Origin of the sequence: Streptomyces sp. NBC_01276 (genome assembly GCF_041435355.1) — a bacterium.
Classification (GTDB): Bacteria; Actinomycetota; Actinomycetes; order Streptomycetales; family Streptomycetaceae; genus Streptomyces.
In genome coordinates this window covers 626,392-641,514 of the sequence record NZ_CP108442.1, presented here as the reverse complement: position 1 = coordinate 641,514, position 15,123 = coordinate 626,392, and the positions used below count along the sequence as shown (strand labels likewise).

17 protein-coding genes are annotated in these 15,123 nt (G+C 72.6%); 8 read left to right on the top strand and 9 right to left on the bottom strand.

Going from position 1 to position 15,123, the window contains the following annotated elements:
- Nucleotides 1–3: 3 nt before the first annotated feature.
- Both OG295_RS02700 and OG295_RS02695 read right to left on the bottom strand, forming a co-directional pair.
- A complete protein-coding gene (locus OG295_RS02700) occupies nt 4–726 on the bottom strand; it encodes a hypothetical protein (RefSeq protein ID WP_371675337.1) in 723 nt (240 codons plus the stop codon).
- A gap of 217 nt (nt 727–943) precedes the next feature.
- Nucleotides 944–2,641 (bottom strand): AMP-binding protein, encoded by a 1,698-nt coding sequence (locus tag OG295_RS02695; RefSeq protein ID WP_371675336.1) that lies wholly within the window; start codon nt 2,639–2,641, stop codon nt 944–946.
- Nucleotides 2,642–2,748: 107 nt separating this feature from the next.
- Here OG295_RS02695 and OG295_RS02690 point away from each other — a divergent pair, with 107 nt between their 5' ends.
- Genes OG295_RS02690 through OG295_RS02680 form a run of 3 tightly spaced genes read left to right on the top strand, consistent with a single transcriptional unit; the run spans nt 2,749 to nt 4,778 of the window.
- Nucleotides 2,749–3,375, top strand: coding sequence for an alpha-ketoglutarate-dependent dioxygenase AlkB (locus tag OG295_RS02690; RefSeq protein WP_266846666.1), 627 nt, complete (start codon nt 2,749–2,751; stop codon nt 3,373–3,375).
- A gap of 6 nt (nt 3,376–3,381) precedes the next feature.
- Nucleotides 3,382–4,365, top strand: coding sequence for a tellurite resistance/C4-dicarboxylate transporter family protein (locus tag OG295_RS02685; protein ID WP_371675335.1), 984 nt, complete (start codon nt 3,382–3,384; stop codon nt 4,363–4,365).
- Nucleotides 4,344–4,778, top strand: coding sequence for a VOC family protein (locus OG295_RS02680; RefSeq protein ID WP_371675334.1), 435 nt, complete (start codon nt 4,344–4,346; stop codon nt 4,776–4,778). Before OG295_RS02685 ends, OG295_RS02680 begins: the two co-directional genes overlap by 22 nt.
- A 30-nt stretch (nt 4,779–4,808) precedes the next feature.
- Here OG295_RS02680 and OG295_RS02675 read toward each other — a convergent pair whose 3' ends face one another.
- Nucleotides 4,809–6,212, bottom strand: a complete 1,404-nt coding sequence (locus tag OG295_RS02675; RefSeq protein WP_371675333.1) for a delta-60 repeat domain-containing protein — start codon at nt 6,210–6,212, stop codon at nt 4,809–4,811.
- A 216-nt stretch (nt 6,213–6,428) separates the two neighbouring features.
- On the opposite strand from OG295_RS02675, the gene OG295_RS02670 reads away from it, so the two are divergent.
- The 4 genes from OG295_RS02670 to OG295_RS02655 all read left to right on the top strand — a co-directional run bounded on the left by OG295_RS02670 (nt 6,429) and on the right by OG295_RS02655 (nt 9,682).
- Complete coding sequence (locus tag OG295_RS02670) at nt 6,429–7,106, top strand: epimerase (protein WP_371675332.1); 678 nt, start codon at nt 6,429–6,431, stop codon at nt 7,104–7,106.
- A 72-nt stretch (nt 7,107–7,178) separates the two neighbouring features.
- Nucleotides 7,179–8,387: an RNA ligase gene (locus tag OG295_RS02665; protein WP_371675330.1), complete on the top strand. Its 1,209-nt coding sequence runs from the start codon at nt 7,179–7,181 to the stop codon at nt 8,385–8,387.
- A 3-nt stretch (nt 8,388–8,390) separates the two neighbouring features.
- A complete protein-coding gene (locus OG295_RS02660; RefSeq protein ID WP_371675329.1) occupies nt 8,391–9,326 on the top strand; it encodes an AAA family ATPase in 936 nt (311 codons plus the stop codon).
- Nucleotides 9,327–9,331: 5 nt separating this feature from the next.
- Nucleotides 9,332–9,682 (top strand): NTP pyrophosphohydrolase, encoded by a 351-nt coding sequence (locus tag OG295_RS02655; RefSeq protein ID WP_371675328.1) that lies wholly within the window; start codon nt 9,332–9,334, stop codon nt 9,680–9,682.
- Between the two features lie 9 nt (nt 9,683–9,691).
- Here the strand turns inward: OG295_RS02655 and OG295_RS02650 are convergent, their stop codons facing one another.
- From OG295_RS02650 to OG295_RS02625, 6 genes are all read right to left on the bottom strand, one after another.
- Nucleotides 9,692–10,258 carry a hypothetical protein gene (locus OG295_RS02650; RefSeq protein WP_371675327.1) on the bottom strand — a complete coding sequence of 189 codons (567 nt, stop codon included), beginning with the start codon at nt 10,256–10,258 and terminating at the stop codon, nt 9,692–9,694.
- 95 nt (nt 10,259–10,353) lie between these two features.
- Entirely contained in the window at nt 10,354–11,313 is a 960-nt protein-coding gene (locus tag OG295_RS02645; protein ID WP_371675326.1) for a helix-turn-helix domain-containing protein, read from the bottom strand.
- A gap of 267 nt (nt 11,314–11,580) precedes the next feature.
- Nucleotides 11,581–11,814, bottom strand: coding sequence for a hypothetical protein (locus OG295_RS02640; protein WP_371675325.1), 234 nt, complete (start codon nt 11,812–11,814; stop codon nt 11,581–11,583).
- 182 nt (nt 11,815–11,996) lie between these two features.
- Nucleotides 11,997–12,257 carry a hypothetical protein gene (locus OG295_RS02635; RefSeq protein ID WP_371675324.1) on the bottom strand — a complete coding sequence of 87 codons (261 nt, stop codon included), beginning with the start codon at nt 12,255–12,257 and terminating at the stop codon, nt 11,997–11,999.
- A gap of 318 nt (nt 12,258–12,575) precedes the next feature.
- Nucleotides 12,576–13,502 (bottom strand): hypothetical protein, encoded by a 927-nt coding sequence (locus OG295_RS02630; protein ID WP_371675323.1) that lies wholly within the window; start codon nt 13,500–13,502, stop codon nt 12,576–12,578.
- Nucleotides 13,495–13,722 (bottom strand): hypothetical protein, encoded by a 228-nt coding sequence (locus tag OG295_RS02625; RefSeq protein WP_371675322.1) that lies wholly within the window; start codon nt 13,720–13,722, stop codon nt 13,495–13,497. The genes OG295_RS02630 and OG295_RS02625 overlap by 8 nt, the downstream gene beginning before the upstream one ends.
- A 947-nt stretch (nt 13,723–14,669) precedes the next feature.
- On the opposite strand from OG295_RS02625, the gene OG295_RS02620 reads away from it, so the two are divergent.
- Entirely contained in the window at nt 14,670–15,044 is a 375-nt protein-coding gene (locus OG295_RS02620; protein WP_030229701.1) for a YbjQ family protein, read from the top strand.
- Nucleotides 15,045–15,123 lie beyond the last annotated feature (79 nt).

The window sequence follows — 15,123 nt, the reverse complement described above, 5'->3', positions numbered from 1 at the left end:
GCGTCAGCGCGCCGCGGCGAGCGCGGCCTCGTCCACCGCGTAGGGGGCGAAGCCGGCGTTGTTCCTGCAGCCGAGTTCCTCGAAGGTGTTGACCTTGGTCTGCGGGTCGGTGTAGGTCAGCCGGAACTTGCAGGCCCCCTTGATGTAGCGGCCCTTGACCCCGCCGGGGAAGTCCACCTCCTTGTTCCAGAGGTAGGGCGAGTTGTAGTTGTTGAGGCGGGCGGTGGCGTTCACGTCGATGCCGCCGGGCGCGTAGATCTCGTAGACCCAGCCGGTCTTCCCGCTGCCGTAGGTGGCGAACTTCTGGGCCACCCACTTCTCACAACTGGTGCTGAGGTGCGCGCTGTTCTGGCCGCCGCCCTTGACGATGTACTCGGCGAGCGGGGTCACCTGCTCGCCCCGGGGCGTGAAGCCGGTCCGGAAGATCTCGTCCACGGTCTCCCGGGTGTCGCCGCGCCACAGGGTGTTGACGTCCGAGCGCCACTGCCACCGCTCGTCCGCCGCGGCGGCGGCGACGGGGCGGGCCAGGGAGGGGTCGGTCGTCGTGCGCCACCAGTCCCAGGCGCGGTACTCGACCGTCGGCCCGCAGGGCGCGGTGAGCGGGTCGTCGTGGACGGCCGCCGCGGTGACGGGGGAGACGGCGGCGGTGGCCGGGGAGACGGTGGCGGCGGAGGCGAGGGAAGCGAGGGAGACGGCGGCGAGCACCCGCAGAGCGGCCTGCAGCATGGTGAGGACCCATCAGTCGATCAATGTGACGGGCCCCTTTATAGGTGCGGGTGCCTGGCCGGGCCGGGGGTGCTGTGGCGGGTCCACCCACATGGGCGGATCAGTCGTACCGGAGAAAGGATCCGCCGCGCGGCCCCGTTGACCCCACCCGTTCACCCCACCCGTTCACCCCACCCCGTTCACCCCGCCCGCCCCCGGCCCACCGCCGCCGGAGCGGTCAGGCGCCGCCGGCCCCCGCGGCCTCCGCCTCCAGCAGGCGGGACGCCATCGCGCGCATCTCGATCTTGCGGATCTTCCCGGTGACGGTCATCGGGAACTCCTCCACGACGTGGACGTAGCGGGGGATCTTGAAGTGGGCGAGCCGCCCCGCGCAGTACGCGCGCACGGCCTGCGCGGTCAGCGGCTCGGCCCCCTCGCGCATCCGCACCCACGCCATCAGCTCCTCCCCGTACTTCGGGTCGGGCACCCCGATGACCTGGACGTCCAGGATGTCGGGGTGGGCGTGGAGGAACTCCTCGATCTCGCGCGGGTAGAGGTTCTCGCCGCCCCGGATCACCATGTCCTTGATCCGGCCGGTGATGCTCAGGTAGCCGTCCCCGTCCATGACGGCCAGGTCTCCGGTGTGCATCCAGCCCTCCGGGTCGACGGCCTCGGCGGTCTTCTCCGGCTCGCCCCAGTAGCCGAGCATGACCGAGTAGCCCCGGGTGCACAGTTCGCCCGGGGTGCCGCGGGGGACGGTCCGGCCCGACTGCGGATCGATGACCTTGACCTCCAGGTGCGGGCCGACCCGGCCCACGGTGGACACCCGGCGCTCGACCGAGTCGTCGACCCGGGTCTGCGTGGACACGGGAGAGGTCTCCGTCATGCCGTAACAGATGGAGACCCCGGTCATCCCCATCCGCTCGATGACCTCGTTCATGACCTCCACCGGGCAGGGTGAACCCGCCATGATCCCGGTGCGCAGGCTCGACAGGTCGTACCCGTGGAAGCCGGGGGCGGCCAGCTCGGCGATGAACATGGTGGGGACCCCGTACAGCGAGGTGCAGGCCTCCGCCTCCACCGCGGCCAGGGTCGCCGACGGGTCGAAGGCGGGTGCGGGGATCACCATCGCCGCGCCGTGGCTGGTGCAGGCGAGGTTCCCCATCACCATCCCGAAACAGTGGTAGAAGGGCACCGGGATGCACACCCGGTCCCGCTCGTCGTACCCGCACAGCTCGCCGACGAAGAAGCCGTTGTTGAGGATGTTGTGGTGGGAGAGGGTGGCTCCCTTGGGGAAGCCCGTGGTGCCCGAGGTGTATTGAATGTTGATCGGGTCGTCCGGGCCCAGCGCGGCCTGCGCCCGCGCCAGCGCTTCCGGATCGGCCCCGCGCCCGCGCTCCAGCAGCGCCTCCCACTCGGGCCCTTCGAACAGGACGGTGAACTCCAGCCCCGGGCAGCGCGGCCGGACCTCCTCGATCATCGCCGCGTAGTCGGAGGTCTTGAAGCGCTCCGCCGCGACCAGCAGCCGGATGCCGGACTGGCCGAGCACGTACTCCAGCTCGTGGGAGCGGTACGCCGGGTTGACGGTGACCAGGATCGCCCCGATCTTCGCGGTGGCGTACTGCACCAGCGTCCACTCGGCGCGGTTGGGCGCCCAGATGCCGACCCGGTCGCCCCGGACGATCCCGAGGTCCAGCAGCCCGAGGGCGAGGGCGTCCACCTCGGCGGCCAGCTCCGCGTACGTCCACCGGCGGCCGGCGGCCACGTCCACGAGGGCGTCCCGGCCGGGGAAGCGCCGCACGGTCCGGTCGAGGTTGTCCCCGATCGTCTCGCGCAGGAGCGGGACCCCGGAACTCCCGGACGCACGACTCGACGCTACGGACACACGTACCTCCTGCACTCGCTGCGGCGATGACGGCCAACGCGCGCCGCCCATGATCCCCTCCCGGCGGGCCGCAGCACCAGGGGTACGGGGGTGAGCCGTGGGGCAGGGCGTGGACGCATAATCGAGCAGGTGTTCGGGTGCGGGGGTAGGCTGGAACCATGCACGCACTCCAGGGCTCCCTCTTCGACCAGACCGACGAGATCCGGCTCGGACCGCTCTCGCCGGTGCGGCGGACCGGGCTGGGCGCCGGAGCCTGGGTCGACCGGCTCCCCGGCTGGCTCGCGGGCGCCGACGCCCTCTTCGAACGGCTCGCCGCCGACGTGCCCTGGCGCGCCGAGCGCCGGCAGATGTACGACCGCCGGGTGGAGGTACCCCGGCTGCTGGCCTCCTACGGGGCCGGCGAGCCCCTCCCGCACCCCGTGCTCACCGAGGCCCGCGAGGCCCTCGGCCGCCACTACGCGGCCGAACTCGGCGAACCCTTCGTCACCGCCGGACTCTGCCTCTACCGCGACGGCCGCGACAGCGTCGCCTGGCACGGCGACCGCACCGGCCGCTCCGCCACCGAGGACACCATGGTCGCGATCCTCTCCGTCGGAGACCCCCGCGACCTGGTCCTGCGCCCCCGCGACGGCGGCCCCACCCTGCTGCGGCTGCCGCTCGGCCACGGCGACCTCGTCGTGATGGGCGGCTCCTGCCAGCGCACCATGGAACACGCCGTCCCCAAGTCCGCACGGGCCGTCGGCCCCCGGATCAGCATCCAGTTCCGCACCCGCGGCGTGATGTGAGCGGCGATGGCCGGCCGGGCGGCGTGCAGCTGGTGGGCGGGACTCCCGCCCGCCGCCGGCGGCGCGGTCATGGCCGCCGGCATCCTCTCCGTCGGCCTCCAGCTGACCGGCCGGCCCGGCGCCTCGCTGGCCGCGCTGGTCATCGCGGGCGTGCTGTGGCTCCTGCTCGCCGCCGACTTCGCCATCCGGCTCGCCGCCGACCGCGGCCGCTTCCGCGCCGAGGCCGACACCCCGGCCGCCCTCACCGCCGTCGCCGCCACGACCGTGCTCGGCACCCGCCTCTCCCAGCTCGGACTCCAGGGCGTGGCCACCGCCCTGCTCGTCCTCGCCGCCGTGATCTGGCCCGGCCTCCTGTGTGCCGTCATGCGTCACTGGCACCACCGCATGCCCGGGGCGGCCTTCCTCGTCTGCGTCGCCACCCAGGGACTCGCCGTCCTGTCGGCCACCCTCGCCGCCGCGTACCACCTCGACTGGCTGTACCTGGCCGCCCTGGCCTGCTTCTGCCTCGGCGTCCTGCTGTACGTGGTCGCCCTGCGCCGCTTCGACTTCCGCGAGGTGCTCGGCGGGGCCGGCGACCACTGGGTGGCGGGCGGCGCCCTGTCCATCACCGCCCTGGCCGGCGCCGAGCTCACCGCCGCCCCCCTGTGGACCGGCGCCGCGCACACCGCGCTGCGCACCGCCACCCTCGTGGCCCTGGCGATCTCCCTGGGCTGGTACGCCGTCCTGCTCGCCGCCGAAGTCCGCAGCCCCCGTACGCACTACGACATCCGCCGCTGGTCCACCGTCTTCCCGCTCGGCATGACGGCCACCGCCTGCCTCTCCGCCGCCGGACCCACCGGCGTGCCCTGGCTGCGCCCCCTCGGCGAGGTGCTGCTCTGGATCGCGGTCGCCGCCTGGCTGCTCACCCTCGCGGCCTGGGCGGCGCAACCGCGCTGGCGGAGCCCCGGGACGCTCAGTAGGGTCCGGGCATGGCCTACACGTTTCAGGTGACCATCGACTCCTCCGCACCGCACGCGCTCGCCGACTGGTGGGCCGGGGCCCTCGGGTGGGAAGTGGAGCCGAGCGACGAGAAGTTCATCCGCGGCATGATCGAGGCCGGCCACGCCACGGAGGAGGACACCACCACGCACCGCGGCACGCTCGTCTGGAAGGCCGGCGCCGGCATCCGCCACCCCGGCGGGCTGGACCGCGCCCCCCGGGTGCTCTTCCAGTTCGTACTGGAGCCCAAGACCGTAAAGAACCGCGTCCACCTCGACGTCCGCACCGGCGAGGACGACCCCGAGGCCCTCGTCGAGCGCCTCCTGTCCAAGGGCGCCACCCGCCTGCACGAGGGCCGACAGGGCCCCTTCGCCTGGACCACCCTGGCGGACCCGGAGGGCAACGAACTCTGCGTCTCCCACTAGGCCGTCCCTTCCGGGTCGTGGGCCCGAAGATCACATACCTTGCGCGTCCCGGCCGGCGCGCGGGTGCTCCCGGCCGCCGACGAGGTAGCGGGCCAGGCAGACGTCCCTCCCGGTCGTGGGCCGGTCGCATTCGCCCGCGGCCACCAGGAGGCCGGGGCCCTGCGGCGCGATGTCGTAGATCTCGTCGTCCGCCGTGCCGGGGGCGACACGGGTCACGACGAACCCGTCCCTCCCGAAACGCCGGTCGGGACTCCCGTCGGGGCGGTACCGCGCCACCAGGAAATCGCTGTCCACGAGGAACGCGGTCGGGGCGGTCGAACCGCCCACCAGGATCGTCCCGTCGCCCTGCACCACGAGACCTTCGAGGTCCTCGTCCGTCGCGCCCGGACCGACGTTCGTCAGTACCCGACCGCCCTCGCCGAACCGGCCGTCCAGCCGACCGTCGGTCAGGTACCGGGCCAGCGCCAGGTCGAAGGGACCGCCCGCGTCCGCCGATCCGCCGACCGTGAGGCGCCCCTCGCCGTCGATCGCGACGGCCTCGGCGAGATCCGGCCCGTCGTCCGCCGCCATCGGCGTCACCACCAGGCCGTCCGGGCCGAAGCCAGGGTCGGGCCGGCCGTCGGGCCGGTAGCGGGCCACCGCGAAGCTGGTTCCGCCCCGCCCGGCCCCGAGATCGGCGGAGCCCACGGCCACGATGCGCCCGTGCCCGTCCAGCGTCATGTTCTTGAACTGGTCCCGCCCGCCCGCGACATCGCGCACGACGATTCCGTCCGCACCGAAGCTCCGGTCCGGACGCCCGTCGGGGAGGTAGCGGGCCAGAGCCAGATCGCGGCCCTCGGTTCCCGCCCCGGTGCCCGTGAAGCCGGCGACGACGATCCGGCCGTCGCGCTGCACCTGCACGGCCTGCGCCTCGTCGTCCCCCGTCCCCGGCGCGACCCTGGTGAACACCTTGCCGCCGGTGCCGAAGCCCCGGTCCAGCCTGCCGTCGGGCAGATAGCGGGCGAGGGCGAAGTCCTCACCGCCCGTCGGGGTGATCGCGTGCCCGACGGCGACGATCTTCCCGTCGGACTGGAGGGCCAGCCGCCAGATGTGCTCGTCCTCGCCCCCGGCGGCGGACATGGGCGTCAGTACCGTGCCGTGCCTGCCGAAGGTGCCGTCCACCGCGCCGTCGGGTGTGAAGCGCTGCACCCGCCACTGCACGCCGCCCGCCCCGCCGAGGTCGGACGAGCCGGACACCACGATCCGCCGCCGGCCGTCGACGACCAGGCCGTTCTCGAAATCGCTCCCGGCGTCCGGAGCGGTCGCCGACACCACCACTGCGTTCCGGCCGAAGCGGGGGTCCAGGCCCGTGCCATCCGTGGCGGCGGCCTCCCCGGCCGTCGCCGTACACACCAGGATCGCCGCGGCGCACAACAGCCGTGTCCTTGACCTCATGGCCGCCGAGTGTAGGAACGCACGCGTCCGCCGCGGGTGCCGGACCCGGTGTGTCGGATCCCGACCCTCCGGATGGCGGCGGACCGGATGGCGGCGGACCGGCGGTCGGATCCGGGGCGCCGGAACGCCGGAAGCCCGGACCCGGTCGGGCGCGCCGACGACGCGGGGCGGGCCGGGGCTTTCCGGTCACGGCACCGGCCGACGTAGGCTGCGCCCGTGAACGTCATCCTCCTCGGCGCAACCGGAATGATCGGGCGCGGAGTTCTGCGCGAGTGCCTGCGCGACGACTCCGTCACCCGGGTCCTCGCGATCGGCCGCACCCCGCTCGGGGTCACCCACCCCAAACTCCGCGAACACGTCGTGCCCGACCCCTCGGACCTCTCCGGCCTCGCCGCCGAACTGCCGGAGTACGACGCCTGCTTCTTCTGCCTGGGCGTCTCCTCCGTCGGCATGAAGGAGGAGGCCTACCGCCGCGTCACCCACGACCTCACCCTCGCCGTGGCCCGCCCCCTCGCCGCCGCCAACCCCCGACTGACCTTCGTCTACGTCTCCGGCGAGGGCACCGACAGCACCGAGCAGGGCCGCTCCATGTGGGCCCGGGTCAAGGGCCGGACCGAGAACGACCTGCTCGCCCTGCCCTTCCGGGCCTACATGTTCCGCCCCGGCCTGGTCCAGCCCGTCAGCGGAATGCCCTCCAAGACCCTGCTCTACCGCGCCGGGTACGTGCTCACCGCACCGCTGTTCCCGCTCCTGCGCCGGTTCGCGCCGAACCTGGTCACCACCACCGAGGCCATCGGTCGCGCCATGATCGCGGTCGCCACCCCCGCGACCGCGCCCAGCGACCGGATCCTGCGCCCCCGCGACATCAACCACACGGGCTCGCAACCGTCGTGACCAGTCATAATTGACTACCGGCCCACCCCTCCCGCACGTGAGAATGGACCATCTCGAACCGGGAGGAACCCCATGAGCCAGGAACGCCTGACTCTGCACGACCTGCTGCCCGCACAGGAACTGGCGGCGGCCATCGACGCCGGGCACGTGACCCGCAAGTCCCACCCCGAACTGCCGCTGTCCATCTACACGTACACGCGCACCGCGCAGTACGAGCAGATCTGGAACCGGGTCACCACGCGCTGCCGCGGCCTCGTCGCCGACGACGCCACCGGAGCGGTCGTCGCCCTGCCCCTGCCGAAGTTCTTCAACGTCGGCGAGCACGAGCAGGGCCGGCCCTACGCGCCCGCCCTGCCCGACGAGCCGTTCGAGGTGTACGACAAGGTCGACGGCAGCCTCGCCGTGGTCTTCCACTACGCGGACCACTGGCGGGTCGCCTCCAAGGGCTCCTTCATCAGCGCCCAGGCCACCTGGGGACAGCGCCGCCTCGACACCCGGGACACCGCGGCCCTCGTGCCCGGCGTGACCTACCTCGCCGAGATCCTCTACCCGCAGAACCGTATCGTCGTCGACTACGGCGACCGCCGGGACCTCGTCCTGCTCGCGGCCTACGGCCCGGACGGCACCGAGGTGCCGCTCGCCGAGGCGGCCGCGCACTGGCGGGACATCGGCTCGGTCGTCACCGTCTGGCCGGCCATGCCGCTCGCCGAACTCCTCGCGCTCACCGAGTCCAACGCCCTCCCCGGAGGGGAGCGGGCGAGCGGCACCGACGCCGAGGGCTTCGTCCTGCGCTTCGCCTCCGGCGTCCGCGCCAAGGCCAAGCTCGGCGAGTACGTACGCCTCCACCGGCTGCTCACCCGCGTCACCGAGCGGGACATCTGGCGCAGCCACGGCGTGCAGCGCTTCGCCGGACTGCCCGCCAAGCAGCTCGCCCAGGGCCTCAACTGCACCGTCGCGGACATCGAGGCCTGCGGCGGCAAACCGCTCGACGAGCTCCTCCAGCAGGTCCCGGACGAGTTCGACGCCTGGGTGCGCGCCGTGATCGACCGCCTGGAGGAGGCGGCCGTCCGCCGCGAGCGGGAGATCGACGAGGCCTTCGCCGCCCTGGCCCACCTGGCCGGCGACCGGGGCGCCTTCGCCCGCGCCGTACGGGAGGTCCCCGACGCCGTGCTGCGCCCCGCCCTCTTCCTGAGGCTCGACGGCCGCAGCACGGAACTGGTCTCCTGGAGGGCCGTCCGGCCCGAGACCTCCGACCCCTACACCACCGACGAGGAGAACTGACCGGTGTCCGAAGAACAGCCCGCACTCCCCGTGGTCCACGTCATGACGGGATTGCCGGCCTCGGGCAAGACGACCGCCGCGCGCGCCCTCCAGGCGGAGGCCGGCGGGCGCATGCGCCGCGTCAACCTCGACGACCTGCGCGCCATGCTCGACCTCCCCGATCCCGAGCGGGGCCGCTCGTACAAGCACGAGCAGACCGTCCTGGCCGTCCAGGACGCCGCGGTGATCGCGGCCGTCGAGGACGGTTTCGACGTGGTCGTCGACAACACGCACCTGACGCCCCACATCCCCAAGCGCCTCAAAGCCGCGGTCGCGGGGCGCGCGACCTTCGTCGTGCACGACTTCACCGACGTGCCGGTCGAGGAGTGCGTGGCCAGGGACGCCGCGCGGGAGCGGCAGGTCGGCGAGGAGATCATCCGCATCCTCGCGGACAAGCACCAGCGGTCCCGCAAGGGCGGCTGGCGGCTCACCGCCGAGTGGCTCAACGACCAGCCGCCGGTCGCACCGTACGTGGCCGACCCGGCGCTGCCCGCCGCCGTGATGTGCGACATCGACGGAACGCTCGCGCTGACCGGCGACCGTCACGTCTACGACTTCACGCGCTGCGGCCTCGACCTGCTCAACGAGCCGGTGCGGTACGCGCTGGACGCCTTCAAGCGGGCCGGGCAGGACACCGTCGTCCTGCTCTCCGGGCGCAGCGAGGACCACCGCGCGGAGACGGAGGAGTGGCTGGCACGGCACGAGGTGCCCTACGACGAGCTGTGGATGCGCGCGTCCGGGGACCAGCGCCGCGACGACGTGGTGAAGGCCGAACTCTTCGACGCGCACGTCCGCCACCGCTACGCCGTCCGCGTCTCCCTGGACGACCGCGACCGGGTGGTCGCCGTCTGGCGCCGGATGGGCCTGCCCACCTGGCAGGTCAACTACGGGGACTTCTGAGCGCGGTGGAGCCCCTGCTGATCGTGGACGCCGCCAACGTCGTGGGGTCCGTGCCCGACGGCTGGTGGCGGGACCGCCGCGGGGCCGCGGAGCGGCTGCGCGACCGGCTCGCGCTGCGCGCGGCGGGGGAGGAGATCGTCCTGGTGGTCGAGGGAGCCGCCCGCGGCGTCGCGTCCGTGCCCGGCGTACGGGTCGACGCGGCGCCCGGCAGCGGAGACGACCGGATCGTGGAGCTGGTCGCCACCGCCGGCGGGCGGCCCTGCGTGGTGGTCACGGCGGACCGGGAACTGCGGGAGCGGGTGCGGGCGTACGGCGCCGAGTGCGCGGGGCCCCGTACCGTACGCCCGGCGGAGTGACCCGGAAGGTCAGCGGCACCACTTCACGGGGGTGATGTCCTTGACGTAACGGGCCGAGACCCAGGCCTGCTTGTACTCCGCGCGGTCCGTGCGGACGTGGTCGTCGCCGCTGCCCTCGGCGCCGTCCTGCATGTCCTCGTCCCTGCCGTCGGTGCCGTCGGCGGGCTCGCGCCCGTCCTCGCGCCCGTCCTCGCGCCCGTCCTCGCGCCCGTCCTCGCGCCCGTCCTCGCGCTGGTCCAGCAGGTACCAGATGTTGTTGCCGTCGACCCGCTCGCCGCGCTTCTTGCACTCGATGGCGAGCTTCTCGTGCGGGTGCACCTTGCCCACGACCTTCGCGTGCGTGCTCGGGTGGCTGCGGACCTTGAGCGGTCCGCGCGAGATGACCTTGCCCAGGGCGTGCCTGGGCTTGGGGTAGACACCGGGCTCGTCGTACTGGGGGTTGTCGTCGGCCGCGTGCATCCGGGCCGGGCCGTCGTCCATCGGACCCTGGTCCGCGACGGCCGCACCCGCACCTGTCAGGCCGAGCACCAGGCTTCCGGCGGAGAGGGCGAGGACGATCCTGGTGGGCTTCAGCATGAGCCGACTCCTCTACGAAGACTTCCGCCCGGCCCGCGCGACGCGGCCGGGGCGGCAACCTGGCGGCTGCCAGGGACGACTATGGCGGCGGCGGGTCACGGGGTTCCCGCGACGCACCGCTCGATAGCCCGATTCGCCCAATGCCCGCCGCGGCCCTCTCGTCTCCGGTCCTCGCATTCACGGTGCGCCCCGGTGGCCGGGGCGTCTCCGTACATCTTGATCACGTCGTTGATGAAGTGCCGTGTCTCGGACGGGCTGAGCGCCTGTGCCTGGAGGTGGTCGTACATGATGTGGTACATGCGCTGGTCGGCGTGTTTCTCCACGTAGAGGTCGCCCGTGAAGCGCTCCAGGTAGACGACGCCCGCGTCGGCGTCGGGGAACGTGAGGGTGGAGAACTGCCCCGTGAGCCCCGGGTGGGATCCAGCGCTGTGCGGGAGGACCTGCACGGTGATGTGCGGCTGCGCGCCGAGAGCGTTCAGGTGCTCCAGTTGTTCGCGCATGACGTCGCGGTCGCCGATGGTGCGGTGCAGCACGGATTCGTCCAGGACGGTCCATAAGCGGAGCGGCCGGGCGGGGTGATGGGCGCGGTGCTGGCGCCGCAGCCGCACGTCCAGACGGACCGCGGCCTGCTCGGTCGGAGGGCAGGGGATGGTCGCCGCGATGATCGCGGCCGCGTAGGCGCGGGTCTGGAGCAGCCCGGGGATGACCAGCGGCTCGTAGGAGTGGATGGCGACGGCCTCCGTCTCCAGGCCGATGTACACGCCGTAGGGGACTTCCCCGCAGGCGACCCACCAGCCCTGCCGGGCCGATTCCCTCGCCATGCGCATGAGGGAGTCGATGACCCCGAGGTCGGTGACTCCGTAGAGTCGGCACAGATCGCGCACGTCACGCGGATTGATGGGGCGGCGGCCGGTCTCGATGAGGCTGATCTTGGGCTGGGACACGAGCAGATGCTTGGCCACCTGCACGGACGTCATGCCCGCTGCCCGCCGGAGCTGGCGGAGCTCGGCGCCGAGGCGGCGCCTCCTGACCGTGGGACTTCCGTTCGCCGTCACCGGCGGGCACCTCCAGCTCAAGGACCTCCACGCGGGCCCCGTCGCCCCACGGCCGATATCGGCAAACGAATTCTGCATACCCGGCCCGACCCACAGCGCATCAGCACGACGACACCACCTGTTCGGACTACAGCGGGAGGTGCGCGCGTCGCTTTTCCGGTAATGAGGTGGCCGGGGCGGCCGGGGTGGCGGGGGGTGGCGCGAACCCGGCGTCGCCGGAGGCGTCCGCCCCGCAGCGGTGCTGCGGGGCACGTGCCGGGGCGGGGGTCAGGAGGTGCCGGAGATCCACCGGCGGACGGTCGCGTGGGTGACGTCGTCGAGCGCGGAGAGCACTTCGATGGCACGGAGATCGGCGGCGAGCGGCCGGATGCCCGCGCTGGTCAGGCAGGCGTACAGGTCGAGGCGCCGGCGTTCTTCGGGACCCGGGCCGCGCGGAGGGGGCCCGGAGCCGGGTAACGCTTCACGGGCACTCGTTTCCCCGGAGTCCGATAAGCCCCACATGCCCGGGAACCGATAGGGGTCCAGCTTCCTCCGGGGCATCCACGGGATGTGGGATGAACGCTGCCACGCATTCATGCGAGAACCTCCGTGCGTGTGTCACTTGTGGCGATGGAGCGGCGGCGTGTCCGTGCGGCACGGCACGGCCCCGGCGGCCGGCCGGGTGTCCGCGGATCGGCCGGGGTTCACCGTGGCTGGTCCTGCAGGGCTCGGGCCCCGGCCGCGATGACCTCGGCGAGCCGGTCGGCCAGGTCCGTGCTGCACCCGCCGAGCCGGACGAGGCCGCGGCAGCCCACCGGTCCGTCGTTGCTGAGCGAGGGAAGGACCAGGCCGGCGAGGGCCAGTGCGGCCTTGAGGTTGGTGACTGCTGCCTCACCGGCCTGGTACGCGGCGTCCTGCTTGCGCTGGTACCGGATTCGTTCGGCGCGGGTGAGATCGTGGACCACGGTGCTGCCCTTTCGTGATGGACGGGAGAACGGCACGCTGAAGCGCGTTGCCGGTTCGGGTGGTTGGGGAGGGGCCGGGCCGGGGTCGGCCGGGCCCGGGTCCGCCCCGGAGACGCGGCCGTGGCCGTTCCGTGCGGCAGACCCGTTGGGCTGAGAGCGTGCGCAGCCCGTGACCTATCGGATTCGGGCTTCGTTCCTGAGATGGCAGTGATCATGCTCGTGGGGGAAGGACCGATGTCCGAGAGATTGGCGATGCCCGGCTGCCGTGCGCGGCGGTATCGCGGCGCCGCGCTCCGCGCAGCCCCGCCGCGGACCGCGTCACGACTCGTAGCGGAACCGGTAGCCCGGGGAGGAACGGCCGGTGGTCTTGTGATCCGCGACGGGATAGTCGGGAAGCGGCGGAACCGGGCTGCCCGGCGTGGCCGGGGGCCGGAGCGGGGCGGGCGTCCGGGGGCGCTGGCGATGGCGGGCGGCGGGGTGGCGGGGAGGCCGTGTGAGGGTGATCTGGCGGACGAGTTGCTGGAAGCAGGCCAGCGCCGCGATGGGGGGAAGGGTGGCCGCCGCCTGCGCGGCGAACGTCCGGGGAGCCTGGGCCACGCACAGCAGGGTGGCGAGGGTGGAGAACAAGAGGACGATGGACCAGGAGTGGATGGCGCGGCGCTGGTGTAGGGCGGCCCGGAGGATGGACAGCGAGGCGACCATCCAGGGTCCGCAGATCAGCAGGGGCCACCAGATGACGATGTCGTGCGCCGTACGCGGTCCCGCGGTCTGACGCAGGGCGTCCGAGATGGCCAGGCCGCTGAAGACGCTCACCACGGCGGCGATGACCGCGACCAGCAGGGCGGAGAACAGGCTGCCCGTACGGAACAGGGTCAGTATCGGGGCCCTCGGATCCCTCGGCGCCTTCTGCGCCTTCGTCGGGACGCGGCGGTGCCCGTGGGGGGCCTCCGGGCGCGGTCCGACGTAGAGGGACTGGGTCGGTCCGGTGGCGAGGCCGGCGGCGACCGCGTCACCGGTTTCGTCGAATCCGATCGGGCCGAGCGGCTCCGCCTGCCTCGTTCCCCTGGCCTCCTGCAGGAGGTAGGCCAGCTCCTCCGCCGGATCCCACGTGTAGTTCACTTCGTCCAGCCCGTTGAGCGGTTGCCTGAGAGCCGCCTGCTGTTCGGTGTCCGGGCCGGGGAGGAACAGGGGGACTTCCGGCAGGCCGTGGAATCCGCTGCCGTCGTGGTGGCCGTACTCATACAAGGGAGTTCCGCCCGGAGTGCTCGCCGGTGGACGGTTCGACCACTGCCGCCTCGTGGAACCGTCGGGTGAAGTCGTTCTCGATCGCCCTCATCGCCTCCAGGAAGTCCTCGAAGATCGAGGACGAGTAGTGGAGGTCGACGTCCTTTCCGTCGCGGTGCAGCGTCGCGCCCTCGTGCATCGCCCAGCCTGCCGAGACCGCGGTGTAGGTCCAATTCCCCACCCTCGTGCCGTCGGCGTGGACGCCACGTCCATCGTCTTCCGGCACCCGTGGAAAACTTGCCAAGTGGTTTGCTTTTGTCATAGTCCACCCAACGGTCCGGGCGCCGGGGAGGATGTGCTCCATGCAGGTGAGGGTGGCGGAGCGGGCGGGGATTGACCGGTGTCTTTATCGGTTCTACACACGCCGGGAGCGCATCGGGCCGGCCGTCCGCACCCCGTGCGAGCTGCGGTTCTTCCGGTCGGCCGCAGAAGGGGCCGCGCGATCGGGCGCGGCCGGGGTGTGCGGCCCGCCGTCGGCGCACGGTCGCCGCGCCGGCCGAGGACGCGCACTCGGCAGCTGCCGCGGCGCTCGTTTTCCACTGCGCGCCCCCAACGGCCGGAATCTGCACGGCGTGTCGCGCGACCCGTCCACGGATGACTGCAATCGGCTGACAGGGCGAAACTCGTCATATGCCGCTGCGTTATGTCGAGGTGTCACCGGGAGCCACCGGTGGCGGGCACCTCCATCTCCGTCATGGAAAGGAACAGCTGTGACAGACGCCCTCCTGTGGATCGGGCTGATCTGCGCCGCGCTGGGTACGGCAATCACCGCCTGGACGTCATCAGGGGTGGGCCGTATGCACTACACGGACAGCCGGGAGCTACGGCGCGCGCAGTGCTTCAAGGACGTCCTGTCCCGGCACGTGGACGAAATGCACCCCCGGCACGGCCGCGTGGCCGAAGCCCCACCGGCGGTCAAATACGGCATCTGCCGCGGTCCTTGTGATGTGACACGGCCGGGGAGCGGCCCGTGCGGACCTCCTTCGGTTCCGCAGCAGCCACAGGGACGGGACGTAGCGGGCTCGTTGTGATCCGGCCGACGGCACGGGCCGCGTCGAACACGTCGACGCAGCGCCCCGCGGCGCGTCCCGGATGCGCCCGGCCGGGGCCGGGGCCAGAGTGGGGCGCATGGGTATCGAAGACTACGGCGGCGGGCCCGGCGCCCAGCAGACCGGTGTACTGGTCGTGACCACCAACGACGTTCCCGGTTACCGGGTGGAGCAGGTCATCGGGGAGGTGTTCGGGCTGACCGTCCGCTCCCGGCACCTCGGCAGCCAGATCGGCGCGGGCCTGAAGTCCATGATCGGCGGTGAGCTGAAGGGCCTCACCAAGACCCTCGTGCAGACCCGCAACCAGGCCATGGAACGGCTCATCGAGCAGGCCAAGGCGCGGGGCGCGAACGCGGTGCTGATGATGCGCTTCGACGTGACGGACGCCGCCGACGTCGGGACCGAGGTGTGCGCCTACGGAACGGCCGTGGTCCTGGTGCCCGCCTCGGCCTGAGCCGCTCGCCGAACCCGCCTCCGGCCACCGGGCCCCCTGGGTACGGTGGCACCCCGGGCCGGGGATCGGACGAGGAGGG